The following is a 13,114-nucleotide window of genomic DNA, read 5'->3' on the forward strand; positions in this document are numbered from 1 at the left end:
CTGGAGTCCGCTGATGCGCCGTCACCTCGCCGCGCTCCTGCTAGCGCCAGCCCTCCTCGCGACCGCCGCGTGCGGGTCGGACGAAGGCCAGTCGCCGAACGCGGGAGAGGCGGACAAGGTCACCGTCGGGGTGATCCCGATCCTGGACGTCGCCCCGATCTACCTGGGGGTGGAGAAGGGCTTCTTCGAGAAGCGGAACATCGACGTCACGCTCGAGCAGGCGGAGGGCGGCGCGGCGATCGTGCCGGCGGTCGTCTCCGGCCAGTACCAGTTCGGCTTCAGCAACATCGTGTCGCTACTGCTCGCGCACTCCGAGGGACTGCCCGTCAAGATGGTGAGCAACGGCAACAACTCGACCGGTGTGGACGGCGAGGACTTCGCCGCGCTCATGGTCTCCGCAGACAGTCCAATCGAGACGGCCGCCGACCTCGAGGGCAGGACCGTCGCGGCCAACACCCTGCAGAACATCGTCGACACCGCCGTCCGCGCCTCGGTCCGCAAGGCCGGCGGCGACCCGACGAAGGTCAAGTTCACCGCGCTGCCGTTCCCCGAGCAGCCCGCCGCGCTGGCCTCCGGCCAGGTCGACGCGGTGTTCGTGGTGGAGCCCTTCCAGCAGGCCGTGCTCGGCCAGGGTGGTCGCACGATCGCGTCCAGCTACGTCGACACCGCGCCCAATCTGACCGTCGCGTCCTACTTCACCTCGCAGCGGATACTCTCCGAGAACCCCGAGCTGGTCAAACGGTTCACCCAGGCCATGCAGGAGTCACTGTCCTACGCGAACGGCCACCCGGACGAGGCCAGGGCGATCATCGGGTCCTACACGAACATCGCCCGCGACGTCGTCGCTCGGGTCACCCTGCCGAAGTGGCCGGCGGAGGTGAACCGGGACTCCGTGCAGCGGGTCGCCGACCTCGCGCTGGAGGACGGACTGCTGAAGGAACCGGCGAAGGTCGGCGACCTTCTGCCATGAACGCCCTCCTCGGCCTCGCCGGGTTGCTCGGCTTCGGACTGCTCCTCGAGGTCGCCCCCCGGGTCGGGCTGGTGCCGGAGCGTTACTTCCCCCCGACCAGCACGATCCTCGGCGAGCTCGCCGGGCAGGTCGGGGAGCGGGCGTTCTGGGTGGCGGTCGGGGACACCGTGCTGACCTGGTTACTCGGCCTCGCCATCGCGGTCGCGCTCGGGGTCGTGGTCGGGGTGGCGATCGGGTCGGTGCCCCTGGTGCGGGCAGCGACCTCCTCGACGATCGAGTTCCTCCGGCCGATCCCCTCGGTCGCCCTGATCCCCCTGGTCGTCGTGCTCCACGGCAGCACGATCACCTCCACGCTCATCCTCGTCGTCTACGCCGCCTTCTGGCAGGTGCTCGTCCAGGTCCTGCACGGCGTGGCCGACATCGACCCGGTCGCCCGGGACACCGCCCGCTCGTACCGGCTCGACCGCTGGGCACGCGTGCGCTACCTGACCTGGCCGACCGCGCTCCCCTACGTCGTCACCGGCGTCCGTCTGGCCGCAACCGTGGCGCTGATCCTGACGATCACCGGCGAGCTCGTGATCGGCTCGCCCGGCCTCGGCCAGCTGATCGCGACCGCACGCCAGTCCGGCGCGGTGCCGGCGATGTACGCGCTGATCGTGGTGACCGGGGTGTTCGGGGTCCTGGCCAACGTGGTGACCCGGGCGGCGGAACGGCGCGCCCTGCACTGGCACCCGTCGATGCGCGCGGAGGTGCCGGCATGACCGCCGTGCTCACCCGCGTCGGCCTGGCCCTGGGACTGCCGGTCGTGCTGGTCGCGGTGTGGTGGTTCGCGAGCGCCGGCAGTACCGACTTCTTCTTCCCGCCGCTGCGCACGATCGTCGAGGTGTTCGGGCCGACCTGGTTCGGGGAGCGCCTGGTCGACGACGTCCTGCCGAGCCTGGGCCGCCTCGCCGCCGGGTACGCCGCGGCGCTCGTGCTCGGCGTCGGGCTGGGCGTGTTGATCGGGTCGAACCGGTGGGTCCGCGCGGTGACCGAGCCGGTGCTGGAGTTCCTGCGGGCGATCCCGCCGCCGGTGCTGGTGCCGGTCCTGATGCTGGTCGCCGGCATCGGCAACGGCATGAAGATCCTGGTGATCATCTCGGGCTGCGTCTGGCCGATCCTGCTCAACACCGTGGCGGGGGTGCGGGCCGTCGACGGCGTGCTCGAGGACACCTGCCGGACCTACCGGATCCGGGGGACCCTGCGCTGGCGGCACCTGGTGCTGCGCTCGGCCAGCCCGCAGATCGTCACCGGCGCCCGGCAGGCGCTCTCGGTGGGGATCATCCTGATGGTCATCAGTGAGATGTTCGCGGCCAGCAGCGGCCTCGGCTTCACCGTCATCCAGTTCAAGGACGGCTTCCAGATCCCGGAGATGTGGAGCGGGGTCATCCTGCTCGGGCTGCTCGGTGTGCTGCTCTCGATGCTGTTCCGAGTGGTCGAGCACCAGGTGCTGAGCTGGTACCACGGCAGCCGTACCGCACAGAAGGAGCGATGATGCTCACCGTCGACGGGCTCGGAAAGGTCTACGCCAGCCACGGCCGGCGGGTGGAGGCGATCGGCGACCTCAGCTTCGAGGTCGAGACCGGCAGCTTCGTCTGCATCGTCGGCCCGTCCGGCTGCGGCAAGACCACGCTGCTGCGCTGCTGCGCCGGCCTGTTGCCGCCGACCTCCGGCACCGTCACCCTGTCCGGATCCCCGGTCACCGGCCCGCCGGAAGGGCTGGCCGTGGTGTTCCAGGAGTACGGCCGGAGCCTGTTCCCGTGGTTACGGGTCGCCGACAACGTCGACCTTCCGCTGCGCGCCGCCGGCGTCGACCGGGCGGAGCGGCGCCGGCTGGTGGACGAGGCACTGGACGCGGTCGGGCTCGGCGACGCCCACCGCGCCTACCCATGGCAGCTCTCCGGCGGCATGCAGCAGCGGGTGGCCATCGCCCGCGCGATCGCCTACCAGCCGCGCGTGCTGCTGATGGACGAGCCGTTCGCCGCGGTCGACGCGCAGACCCGGGCCGACCTCGAGGACCTCGTCCGCTCGGTCTGGCAGCGGCTCGGCGTGACGCTCGTGTTCGTCACCCACGACATCGACGAGGCTGTCTACCTCGGACAGCGGGTGATCATGTTGACCTCGTCGCCGACCCGGGTCGCCGAGGACCTCACGATCGACCTGCCCGACGAGCGAGACCAGCTCACCACCCGCGGCGACCCCCGGTTCACGGAGCTGCGCGGACGGGTGTACGCCCAGATCCAGAAGGCCAAGCTCGAAGGGAAGGCCCGATGACCGCAGTACTGGACCCGAACACGTTCGCCGGAACAGTCTTCAGTGGAGGGTGGGTCTCCCCGAGGGGTGGGACGACGCCGATCGTCGCGCCGGCCACCGGCGAGGAGCTGGGCACGACCGGGGTGGCCGACGCCGAGGACGTCGCGTCGGCGTGCGCCGCGGCCGCTGCCGCCCAGCGCGAGTGGGCGGCGGCCAGCTACGCCGAGCGGGCCGCCGTGCTGCGCCGGGCCGGGGCGCTCGTCGAGCAGCACGCCGACGAGCTCGCGAACTGGGTCGTCCGGGAGACCGGCGCGGTGCCCGGCCTCGCGGGGTTCGCTGTCTCGGTCGCCGCGCAGGAGTGCTACGAGGCCGCGGCGCTGGCCTCGCGCCCGCCGGGTGAGCTGCTGCCGACCGCCGAGCCGCGGCTGTCCATGCTCCGCCGGGTTCCGGTCGGGGTGGTCGGTGTGATCTCGCCGTTCAACGTGCCGCTGATCCTGTCCATCCGCTCGGTGGCGCCGGCGCTCGCGCTGGGCAACGCCGTGGTGCTCAAGCCCGACCTGCGTACCCCGGTCAGCGGCGGGTTCGCGATAGCGCGGGTGCTCGCCGAGGCCGGTCTGCCCGAGGGCGTGCTGCACGTGCTGCCCGGCGCCGCCGCGGCCGGGACCGCCCTGGTGAGCGACCGGCACGTGCGGGTCGTGTCGTTCACCGGCTCGAGCGAGACCGGTCGCGCCGTCGGTGAGCTGGCCGCGCGCCACCTCAAGCGGGTCCACCTGGAGCTGGGCGGGAACTCCGCGCTGATCGTGCTGGACGACGCCGACGTCGAGCGCGCCGTCTCGGCCGCCGCCTGGGGCTCCTACCTCCACCAGGGGCAGATCTGTATGACCACCGGCCGCCACCTCGTCCACGAGGGCGTCGCCGAGTCCTATGTAGAGGGACTGGCGGCGCATGCCGAGGCGCTGCCGGTCGGCGACCCGGCCACGGGGCAGGTCGCGCTCGGGCCGCTGATCGACGCCGGCCAGCGGGACAAGGTGCACGGCCTGGTCACCGCGTCGGTCGACGCCGGGGCGAAGCTGCTCGCCGGCGGGCGCTACGAGGACCTGTTCTACCGGCCGACCGTGCTGGACAACGTGTCGACGGACATGCCCGCCTACGCCAACGAGGTCTTCGGCCCGGTCGCGCCGGTCGTCCGGTTCTCCTCGGTGGAGGAGGCGGCGGCGCTGGCCGCGGGCAGCGAGTACGGCCTGTCGCTGTCGATCCTCACCGGCGACGCGATGCGCGGGCTGGCCCTGGCCGAGCGGATCCCCACCGGGATCGTGCACATCAACGACCAGACGGTGAACGACGAGGCAGTGGCGCCGTTCGGCGGTGTGCTCGACTCCGGCACCGGCGCCCGCTTCGGGGGCTCGGCGAACCTCGACGCGTTCACCGAGCAACGCTGGATCACGATGCGCGGCGAGATCCCGACCTACCCGTTCTGATGCCCGAGCGCACGCAGGTCGCCATCGTCGGCGCTGGCCCGGCCGGGCTGCTGCTCGCCCACCTGCTGCACCTGCGCGGCATCGACACGGTCGTGCTCGAGCGGCAGTCGCGCGAGTACGTCGAGCAGCGGATCCGGGCCGGGGTGCTGGAGCAGGGCAGCGTGGACCTGCTCACCCGGGCCGGCCTTGCCGACCGGCTGCACCGGGAACGCCTGGTGCACAACGGGGTGGAGCTGCTGTTCGACGGCGAGGGCCACCGCGTCCCGCTGACCGAGCTGACCGGCCGGGAGCTGACCATCTATGGCCAGCACGAGCTGGTCAAGGACCTGGTCGCGGCCCGGCTGGCGACCGGCCGGCCGCTGCTGTTCGAGGCCCCCGCGGTCTCGGTCGAGGACGTCACCGGCTCGCCGGTCGTGCGGTACACCCACAACGGTGTCGAGCGCGAGCTGCACTGCGACGTGGTGGCCGGCTGCGACGGCTTCCACGGCGTCTGCCGGCCAGCGGTGGCGCAGGCGCTGACCGTCTACGAGCACGTCTACCCGTTCGCCTGGCTGGGCGTGCTCGCCGAGGTCGCGCCCTCGGCCGAGGAGCTGATCTACGCCTCCCACGACCGCGGCTTCGCCCTGCACAGCATGCGCTCCCTCGCCGTCACCCGGCTCTACCTCCAGGTGCCGCCCACCGACGAGGTCGCGGCCTGGCCCGACGCTCGCGTGTGGACGGAGCTGCGGACGAGGCTGGGCCGCACGGCCGGGTTCACGCTCAACGAGGGACCGATCATCGACCGGTCGGTCACCGCGCTGCGCAGCTTCGTCACCGAGCCGATGCGCCACGGCCGGCTGTTCCTCACCGGCGACGCCGCCCACATCGTGCCGGCGACCGGCGCGAAGGGGCTGAACCTCGCCGTCGTCGACGTCGCCGTGCTGGCCGCCGCGCTCGAGCGCTGGTTCGCCGAGGGCGACGAGAGCGGCCTGGAGGCGTACTCGGCCACGTGTCTGTCCCGGATCTGGCGGGTACAGCACTTCTCGTGGTGGATGACCACGATGCTGCACCTCACCCCCGAGGCGGACCCGTTCGCCCGCCGCCTGCAGCTCGCCCAACTGCGGTACCTGACCGGCTCGACGGCGTCCGCGACCTCGTTCGCGGAGAACTACGTCGGGCTGCCGTTCCCGGAAGGAGCCTTCACCCCATGACCGACCTCCCGCCGTTCCGCGCCGACCACGTCGGCAGCCTGCTGCGCCCGGCCGCCCTGCTGACCGCCCGCGAGGACCACGCCGCGGGCCGGATCTCCGGCGAGGACCTGCGAGCCGCGGAGGACACCGCGATCCGCGAGGTCGTCGCCATGCAGAAGGAGGTCGGCCTGCGGTCGGCGACCGACGGCGAGTTCCGCCGCACCTCCTGGCACATGGACTTCATCTACCGGCTCGGCGGCGTCAGCAGCTCGGACGAGTCGATCAAGGTCCGGTTCGAGAACGCGGACGGGGTGATCGAGTTCAGTACCGCGGCGTTGCGTGTGGACGGTCCGGTCCGCCTGCGGGAGACGATCTTCGCCGACGACTTCACCTTCCTCAGGGAGGTCGCCGGGGACTCGATCACGCCGAAGCTGACCATCCCCTCGCCGAGCATGGTCCACTACCGCGGCGGTCCGGCCGCGCTGGACCCGACGGTCTACCTGGACGAGGAGCTGTTCTGGGCGGACCTGTCGCAGGCCTACGCCGAGCAGATCGCCGCGGTGGCCGAGCTGGGCTGCACCTACCTCCAGCTCGACGACACGAGCCTCGCCTACCTCAACGACCCGCAGCAGCGCGCCGAGCTCGCCGCCCGCGGCGACGACGCCGAGCACCAGCACCTGCGCTACATCAGGCAGATCAACACCGCGCTGGCCGCGCGCCCGGACGGGCTGCGGGTGACCACGCACATGTGCCGGGGCAACTTCCGCTCGTCCTGGGCGGCCGAGGGCGGCTACGACTTCGTCGCCGAGGCCCTGTTCTCCGAGCTGGCCGTGGACGGGTTCTTCCTCGAGTACGACGACCCGCGCTCGGGCTCGTTCGCCCCGCTGCGGTTCGTGCCGCCGGGGAAGATGGTGGTGCTGGGGCTGGTGACCACCAAGCGCGGCGAGCTGGAGTCCAAGGACGACCTCAAGCGCCGGATCGAGGAGGCCTCGCGGTACGTGCCGCTCGAGCAGCTCTGTCTGTCCCCGCAGTGCGGCTTCTCCTCCACCGTGGACGGCAACAGCCTGACCTACGACGAGCAGGTGGCGAAGTTGGCGCTGATCGTGGAGGTCGCGAGCGAGGTCTGGGGATAACCCCTGGGTCGGACCGAACGATCGTGCTAATCTCTCCCGGTGGGTAAGGGAGAGGCGACCCGCGAGACCATCCTCGACGCGGCGAGCCGGCTGGCCAGGACGGTCGGCCTGTCCGGCATGACCATCGGAACGCTCGCCGCGAGCACGGAGCTGTCCAAGAGCGGGCTCTACGCCCACTTCCGCTCCAAGGAGGCGCTCCAGCTGCAGGTGCTCGAGCACGCCAAGGGGCGGTTCGTCGCCGAGGTGGTCTCCCCGGCCCTGGCCGCGGCGCGCGGCGAGCCGAGGGTGCGCGCCCTGTTCGACGCGAAGTTGCGGTGGAATGCCCAGCCCGGCGGGTGCATCTTCACCTCCTCGGCGATGGAGCTGGACGACCGGCCGGGCCCGGTGCGCGACCGCGTGGTGCGTGACCAGCGCGACTGGCTGGACACGCTCGCCACCGTGTTCCACACCGGACGCACCGAGGGGCACTTCCGCGCCGACGCGGATCCCGAGCAGTTCGCCTTCGAGCTCGACGGCATCATGTTCAGCTACCACTCGTTCAAGCGGCTGCTCGGCGACGAGACGGCCGAGGCGCGGGCCCGTCGCGCGTTCGAGACCCTGCTGGACTCCGTCCGAGAAGCCCGTTAGCCACGCCATCATCGGGAAGAGGAATCACGTGTATCCCAAAAAAAGCACGATCGTTCGTATCAATCTGACCGCTCTCCGGGCGGCGTTCGGACTGCTGGAACGGGTCGCACCTGGACTGGGTGCCCGGTGGGCCGCGCGGCGCTGGCTGACCGTGCCGGTGTACCGCGGCAGACCCAGACCGGCGGTGTTCCCGCCCGGCGAGCCGTTCACCGTGACCGTTGCCGGCCGGCGGGTGCACGGAAGGACCTGGGGCAGTGGCCCCGCGGTGTACCTGGTGCACGGCTGGGGCGGGATCGGCTCGCAGCTGCGTACGTATCTCGAACCGCTGCTCGACGCGGGGTACCGGGTCGTCACCTACGACGCGCCGAGCCACGGCGCGTCCGACCCCGGCCGGCTCGGCCCGGGACGAGCCTGCATTCCCGAGATGGCCGAGGCTTTCGCGGCAGTGGTCGAGGCGCACGGGCCGGCGCATGCGGTCATCGCCCACTCGCTCGGCTGCAACGCCGCGTTCCTCGCGCTGACCGAGGGCGTCCGGGCGGACCGGCTGGTGTTCCTCGCGCCGATGACCCAGCCCGTGCCGTACACGGCGATCTTCGGTGCCACGCTGGGGTTCGACACGCGCATCCGGACGCGCATGGTGGAGCGGGTCGCCCGGATGGTCGGCAGCCCGTGGTCGGCCTTCGACCTCCCCAGCCGGGTCGCCGAGATCACCCCGCCGCCGCTGCTCACCGTGCACGACCCGGGCGACCGGGAGACCCGGTACGCCGACAGCGTCGCGCTGGCCAAGGCCTGGCCCGGCGCGACCCTGCACACCGTGCGCGACCTCGGCCACTGGCGGCTGCTGCACGACACGGACACCGTCGCGCGGGCGGTCGCGTTCATCACCGCGGGGGCCGCCGATCGCGCCGCCGCGAGCTGAGCGTGTTCCCCTGTTCACCCTCCGCTCGTAGGCTGGTCCCCCACCACCCTGCGGAGGCACAGCGTGAAACGACGGAACTTCCTACGCGCGGCCGTGATCGGCACCGGAGTCACGGCGTTCGGCAACACCCTCACCCCCTCGGCGATGGCGGCCCCCGCGCAGAACGGGCCCAGCCCGTACGGCCCGCTGCTGGCCGCCGACGCCAACGGGGTGGCGCTGCCCGCCGGCTTCACCAGCCGGATCGTCGCCCGGTCCGGCCAGCCGGTGGGCCCGACGACCTACCGCTGGCACAACGCGCCCGACGGGGGCGCGGTGTTCGCCGACGGGACCGGCTGGATCTACGTGTCCAACTCCGAGATCAATCCCGGCGGCGGCGCGAGCGCGATCCGCTTCGACGCTGCGGGCGCCATCACCGACGCCTACCGGATCCTCAGCAACACCAGGCAGAACTGCGCCGGCGGCGCGATGCCGTGGTCGACCTGGCTGTCGTGCGAGGAGGTCACCGGGGGCTTCGTGTACGAGACCAACCCCTGGGGCGGCAGCTCGGTGCAGCGCCCGGCGATGGGCCGGTTCGTCCACGAGGCCGCGGCGGCCGACCCCGTCCGCCAGGTGGTGTACATGACCGAGGACACCAGCAACGGCTGCTTCTACCGGTTCGTGCCGAGCAGCTGGGGGGACCTGTCGGCAGGGACCCTGCAGGTACTGGTCGCCGGTACCGCGACGTCGGGCAGCTTCACCTGGGCGACCGTTCCCGACCCCGACGGTTCACCGACCCCCACCCGGGACCAGGTGTCGGGGGCGAAGCGCTTCAACGGCGGGGAGGGCCTGCACTACGCCAACGACACGGCGTGGTTCACCACCAAGGGCGACAACCGGGTCTGGCAGCTGAACCTGCTGAACGACACCTACGAACTGGCCTACGACGACTCGCTGGTGAGCCCCGGGAGCCCGCCCCTGACCGGGGTGGACAACGTGACGGGCTCCTCGGCCGGTGACCTCTACATCGCCGAGGACGGCGGGAACATGGAGATCTGTGTGATCACCCCCGACGACATCGTGGCCCCGTTCCTGCGGCTGAGCGGGCACAGCGGATCGGAGATCACCGGACCCGCGTTCACCCCGGCGGGGAACCGCCTGTACTTCTCCTCCCAGCGCGGGACGAGCGGCTCGTCGAGCGGCGGCATCACCTTCGAGGTCACCGGTCCATTCCGGACCTGAGCACGGGGACGCCCGCCCGCTCGGTGAGCGCGGCCAGTACGGCGGCGACGCCGGGCGGGTCGGGCGGGTCCCCGTAGGTGGCCGCGTAGATCCGGCGGTGGAGGCCCTCGAGCTCGGTCGCGTGGATGTCGGAACGGCGATGGGCCTGGAGGGCGAGTCCCGGGAGGAGGGCGACGCCCGCGCCCGCGGCGACGAGGGCCTGGACGACGACCATGTCGTCGCTGTGCGAGGCGATGCGCGGGGTGAAGCCCGCGCGCCGGCACGCGGCGTCCAGCTCGTCCCGGCACCGCGCGCACCCGCCGATCCAGGCGGAGTCGCCGTGGTTGGCCAGGCTGTCCTCCGGCCGCCGGCTGATCAGGTAGAGCGGGTCGTCGCGGAGGTGGAGGAGGCGGACTCCCTGCTCCTCGAACGGGACACCGGCGTTGTGGAAGACGATGGCGACGTCGATCTCGCCGTGTCGCAGCAGCTGGAGCGCCTCGGCCGGGTGGCGGTCGACCAGGCTCAGCTGGAGGCCCGGATGCGCCTCGGCCAACGCGGCGGCCACCTCGGGCACGATCGTGCTCAGTGTGGACGCGTTGGCCGCCAGCCGGACCCGTCCCGCCCGCAGGCCGACCTGAGCCGCCAGCTCGTTGGCCGCCGCGTCGACCCGCCCCAGGATCTCGGCGGCCCGGTCGGCCAGCAGCTGTCCTTCCGGCGTCAGCCGGATGCCGCGGCCCACCCGCTGGACGAGCTTCACGCCGGTGGCGGTCTCGAGTCGGGACAGGTGGTGGCTCACCGACGGTTGGGAGTAGTGCAACTCCCTCGCCGCCTCGGTCACCGAGACGTGTCGGGCCACCGCGACCAGAACCCTCAGGTGCACCAGGCTGAGCACCCATCAACAGTATCAATGGGTTCTCGACGAAACTGGCATTAGACGTCATGTCCCAACTACAGAAGGCTGGTTCCGACGGCGACACCAGGTCGCCACGAGGAGGGCAGCCGACATGACCACACGCACGGGCACGGTCACCTGCGACCTGTCGATCTCGCTCGACGGGTACTCCGCCGGGCTCGACCAGACCGAGCAGCGCCCGTTCGGCGACGACGGCAGTGACGGCTGGGGCGGCAGGTTGCACGCGTGGTACGACGACCCCGAGGAGAACCGGATCCAGCGCGACCGGGTGGCGGCGGCCAAGGCGTTCATCATGGGGCGCAACATGTTCGGCCCGGTGCGGGGCGAGTGGGATCGGGACTGGAGCGGCTGGTGGGGCGACAACCCGCCGTACCACGCGCCGGTTTTCGTGCTCACCCATCACCCGCGCGACCCGCGTCCGATGGAGGGTGGCACCACGTTCCACTTCGTCACCGACGGGATCGAGTCCGCGCTGGCGCGGGCCAGGGAAGCGGCCGGCGGCGGTGACATCTCCGTCCAGGGTGGCGCGACCACGGTCAACCAGTACCTCGCGGCGGGGCTGATCGACGAGCTGCGGCTGCATATCGTGCCGTTCACGCTCGGTGCCGGCACGCGGCTGTTCGACGGTGTCCCGCCCCTGAACCTCGAGCAGGTGGAGTCGCGAGCGGCGAGCTCGGTCACCCACCTGACCTACCGGGTGCTGTCCTGACGCTGGACCCATCCCAGCGCGCGACGTCGGCGGAGCGTCGGCGATGCTGGGGGCGTGGAGTACGTGTCCATGGTGCCGCGACCGCCGCTGGACGGGCTGATCGACGACATTTACCACCTGGCGGGCGCGCCGCCGTACGCCCTGCTGACGCTGCCGCCGGCCCCGTCGGCGCTGCTCATCGTCAACCTCGGGGCGCCGTTCCGCATCCGCGGCGGCACCGACATCGCGACGGCCGAGTACGCCGACGGCTGCGTGGTCACCATGCCCACCCGGGCGTGGGAGTTCGGCTACCCGCTCCGGACCCAGTCGGTCGGCGTGCACTTCAAGCCGTGGGGGCTGGCGCCGTTCCTGCCGATGCCCGCCGCCGAGCTGTGTGACCGGCCGGTGACGGTGGAGCAGGTGTGGGGCCGACCCGCCGTAGCCGAGCTGCGAGAGCGGCTGGCCGCGGCGGACGGGCCGCACGAGATGCTGACGCTGCTCGAGGAGGAGCTGATGCGACGCCTGCGCGAGACCGCCGGCCTGGGACTGGTCCGGCACACGAGCAGCGTCATCGCGGCGACCAGCGGGGCGGTGGCGATCGGCGACCTGAACGTGGCAGCCGGCGTCAGCAGCACTCACCTGGCACAGCGGTTCGAGGAGCTCATCGGCGTCACGCCGAAGCGGCTGGCGCGCACCTACCGCTTCGCCGCCACCGTGTTCGCGATCGACCCCGCCGAACCGGTCGACTGGGGCGACCTCGCCTGTGCCGCGGGCTACTTCGACCAGGCCCACTTCGGCCACGAGTTCCGGGCGTTCACCGGGCTCACACCGACCCGGTACGTCGAAGTCCGGCGGCGGTTCCTGCGCGAACATCCCGGCAACGCGATAGACGGCTGGCCGCTGCCGGCCGATTGATTTCTTACAAGAGCCACAGCTCACGGCACACTAACTTGGGGCTCCACAGCAGAGGAGAGTCCCGTGGGCACAGTAGTCATGTACAGCTCGGTGTCGGTGGACGGCTTCATCGCTGACGAGAACGACCAGCCCGGACCCCTGTTCGACTGGTTGCTCAGCGGTGACGTCCCGTTGGACGAGAGCGGCGAGGTGAAGGTGTCGCAGACGTCCTACGACTACATCCGGCCGTACTGGGACCAGATCGGGGTGACGATCGCCGGCCGCCACGTCTTCGACATCACCGACGGCTGGGACGGGAAGCCCCCGGCCGGGATCGACCACGTGGTCGTCGTGACGCACCGGCCGCCGCCCGAGGGCTGGGATCCCGAGGCGCCGTTCCACTTCGTCGACGGCGTCGAGGCAGCCGTGGCCATGGCGCAGGAGCTCGCGGGTGACCGCATCGTCGAGGTCGCCGCTGGCGACGTCGGTGGCCAGATACTCGCAGCGGGGCTGGTCGACGAGGTGCGCATGGACGTCGTACCCGTCGTGTTCGGGTCCGGCAAGCGCTACTTCGGTTCAGTCCACACCCAGCACCTGTTGGAGGATCCTGATGTGGTGATTCGGGGCGACCGGGTGCTTCACCTGCGCTGTCGAGTGCGCCGTTGACGCGACTCAGGCGGCGTACATCGCCTTGAGGCCCTGGACGTCACCGGCGGCGAGGGCGCGGTTGACGGTGGTGCAGGCCGGGGTCCTGGGGGTCATGGTCTGGGCGGAGTTCTGGGCGACGTGCTCGAGGCCGGCGGTGTGGCCACGCTCGTGGACCATGACCGACTC

15 protein-coding genes are annotated in these 13,114 nt (G+C 71.6%); 13 read left to right on the plus strand and 2 right to left on the minus strand.

Going from position 1 to position 13,114, the window contains the following annotated elements:
• The first annotated feature begins 13 nt into the window (after positions 1-13).
• From BU204_RS22010 to BU204_RS22055, 10 genes are all read left to right on the plus strand, one after another.
• Entirely contained in the window at positions 14-970 is a 957-nt protein-coding gene (locus tag BU204_RS22010; RefSeq protein ID WP_075127618.1) for an ABC transporter substrate-binding protein, read from the plus strand.
• Positions 967-1,731 (plus strand): ABC transporter permease, encoded by a 765-nt coding sequence (locus tag BU204_RS22015; RefSeq protein WP_075127619.1) that lies wholly within the window; start codon positions 967-969, stop codon positions 1,729-1,731. The genes BU204_RS22010 and BU204_RS22015 overlap by 4 nt, the downstream gene beginning before the upstream one ends.
• Complete coding sequence (locus tag BU204_RS22020) at positions 1,728-2,504, plus strand: ABC transporter permease (protein ID WP_075127620.1); 777 nt, start codon at positions 1,728-1,730, stop codon at positions 2,502-2,504. The genes BU204_RS22015 and BU204_RS22020 overlap by 4 nt, the downstream gene beginning before the upstream one ends.
• Positions 2,504-3,283: an ABC transporter ATP-binding protein gene (locus tag BU204_RS22025; protein ID WP_075127621.1), complete on the plus strand. Its 780-nt coding sequence runs from the start codon at positions 2,504-2,506 to the stop codon at positions 3,281-3,283. Before BU204_RS22020 ends, BU204_RS22025 begins: the two co-directional genes overlap by 1 nt.
• Positions 3,280-4,740 carry an aldehyde dehydrogenase family protein gene (locus BU204_RS22030; RefSeq protein WP_075127622.1) on the plus strand — a complete coding sequence of 487 codons (1,461 nt, stop codon included), beginning with the start codon at positions 3,280-3,282 and terminating at the stop codon, positions 4,738-4,740. The genes BU204_RS22025 and BU204_RS22030 overlap by 4 nt, the downstream gene beginning before the upstream one ends.
• Entirely contained in the window at positions 4,740-5,930 is a 1,191-nt protein-coding gene (locus BU204_RS22035; protein WP_075127623.1) for a 4-hydroxybenzoate 3-monooxygenase, read from the plus strand. Before BU204_RS22030 ends, BU204_RS22035 begins: the two co-directional genes overlap by 1 nt.
• Positions 5,927-7,042, plus strand: coding sequence for a 5-methyltetrahydropteroyltriglutamate--homocysteine S-methyltransferase (locus BU204_RS22040; RefSeq protein ID WP_075127624.1), 1,116 nt, complete (start codon positions 5,927-5,929; stop codon positions 7,040-7,042). Before BU204_RS22035 ends, BU204_RS22040 begins: the two co-directional genes overlap by 4 nt.
• A 39-nt stretch (positions 7,043-7,081) precedes the next feature.
• Complete coding sequence (locus tag BU204_RS22045; RefSeq protein WP_075127625.1) at positions 7,082-7,669, plus strand: TetR/AcrR family transcriptional regulator; 588 nt, start codon at positions 7,082-7,084, stop codon at positions 7,667-7,669.
• 28 nt (positions 7,670-7,697) lie between these two features.
• Entirely contained in the window at positions 7,698-8,588 is an 891-nt protein-coding gene (locus BU204_RS22050) for an alpha/beta fold hydrolase (protein WP_075127626.1), read from the plus strand.
• Between the two features lie 63 nt (positions 8,589-8,651).
• Positions 8,652-9,806 (plus strand): alkaline phosphatase PhoX, encoded by a 1,155-nt coding sequence (locus BU204_RS22055; protein WP_075127627.1) that lies wholly within the window; start codon positions 8,652-8,654, stop codon positions 9,804-9,806.
• Here BU204_RS22055 and BU204_RS22060 read toward each other — a convergent pair.
• Positions 9,784-10,677, minus strand: a complete 894-nt coding sequence (locus BU204_RS22060) for a LysR family transcriptional regulator (RefSeq protein WP_075127628.1) — start codon at positions 10,675-10,677, stop codon at positions 9,784-9,786. The genes BU204_RS22055 and BU204_RS22060 overlap by 23 nt on opposite strands.
• 112 nt (positions 10,678-10,789) lie before the next feature.
• Here BU204_RS22060 and BU204_RS22065 point away from each other — a divergent pair, with 112 nt between their 5' ends.
• From BU204_RS22065 to BU204_RS22075, 3 genes are all read left to right on the plus strand, one after another.
• Positions 10,790-11,407, plus strand: a complete 618-nt coding sequence (locus BU204_RS22065) for a dihydrofolate reductase family protein (RefSeq protein ID WP_075127629.1) — start codon at positions 10,790-10,792, stop codon at positions 11,405-11,407.
• A gap of 72 nt (positions 11,408-11,479) precedes the next feature.
• Positions 11,480-12,301 (plus strand): AraC family transcriptional regulator, encoded by an 822-nt coding sequence (locus BU204_RS22070; protein ID WP_075127636.1) that lies wholly within the window; start codon positions 11,480-11,482, stop codon positions 12,299-12,301.
• A gap of 63 nt (positions 12,302-12,364) precedes the next feature.
• Positions 12,365-12,946, plus strand: a complete 582-nt coding sequence (locus tag BU204_RS22075; protein ID WP_075127630.1) for a dihydrofolate reductase family protein — start codon at positions 12,365-12,367, stop codon at positions 12,944-12,946.
• Between the two features lie 6 nt (positions 12,947-12,952).
• Here BU204_RS22075 and BU204_RS22080 read toward each other — a convergent pair whose 3' ends face one another.
• Complete coding sequence (locus BU204_RS22080; RefSeq protein WP_233160456.1) at positions 12,953-13,105, minus strand: matrixin family metalloprotease; 153 nt, start codon at positions 13,103-13,105, stop codon at positions 12,953-12,955.
• Positions 13,106-13,114: the final 9 nt, after the last annotated feature.

This window comes from Actinophytocola xanthii (genome assembly GCF_001921205.1).
GTDB classification, from domain to species: domain Bacteria; phylum Actinomycetota; class Actinomycetes; order Mycobacteriales; family Pseudonocardiaceae; genus Actinophytocola; species Actinophytocola xanthii.

Excerpts from the sequence above, each read along its gene's own strand:
- BU204_RS22010 (WP_075127618.1), top strand. The coding sequence starts at position 14 with ATGCGCCGTCACCTCGCCGCGCTCCTGCTAGCGCCAGCCCTCCTCGCG.
- BU204_RS22065 (WP_075127629.1), top strand. The coding sequence starts at position 10,790 with ATGACCACACGCACGGGCACGGTCACCTGCGACCTGTCGATCTCGCTC.
- BU204_RS22030 (WP_075127622.1), top strand. The coding sequence starts at position 3,280 with ATGACCGCAGTACTGGACCCGAACACGTTCGCCGGAACAGTCTTCAGT.
- BU204_RS22035 (WP_075127623.1), top strand. The coding sequence starts at position 4,740 with ATGCCCGAGCGCACGCAGGTCGCCATCGTCGGCGCTGGCCCGGCCGGG.
- BU204_RS22080 (WP_233160456.1), bottom strand. The coding sequence starts at position 13,105 with ATGGTCCACGAGCGTGGCCACACCGCCGGCCTCGAGCACGTCGCCCAG.
- BU204_RS22040 (WP_075127624.1), top strand. The coding sequence starts at position 5,927 with ATGACCGACCTCCCGCCGTTCCGCGCCGACCACGTCGGCAGCCTGCTG.
- BU204_RS22025 (WP_075127621.1), top strand. The coding sequence starts at position 2,504 with ATGCTCACCGTCGACGGGCTCGGAAAGGTCTACGCCAGCCACGGCCGG.
- BU204_RS22015 (WP_075127619.1), top strand. The coding sequence starts at position 967 with ATGAACGCCCTCCTCGGCCTCGCCGGGTTGCTCGGCTTCGGACTGCTC.
- BU204_RS22020 (WP_075127620.1), top strand. The coding sequence starts at position 1,728 with ATGACCGCCGTGCTCACCCGCGTCGGCCTGGCCCTGGGACTGCCGGTC.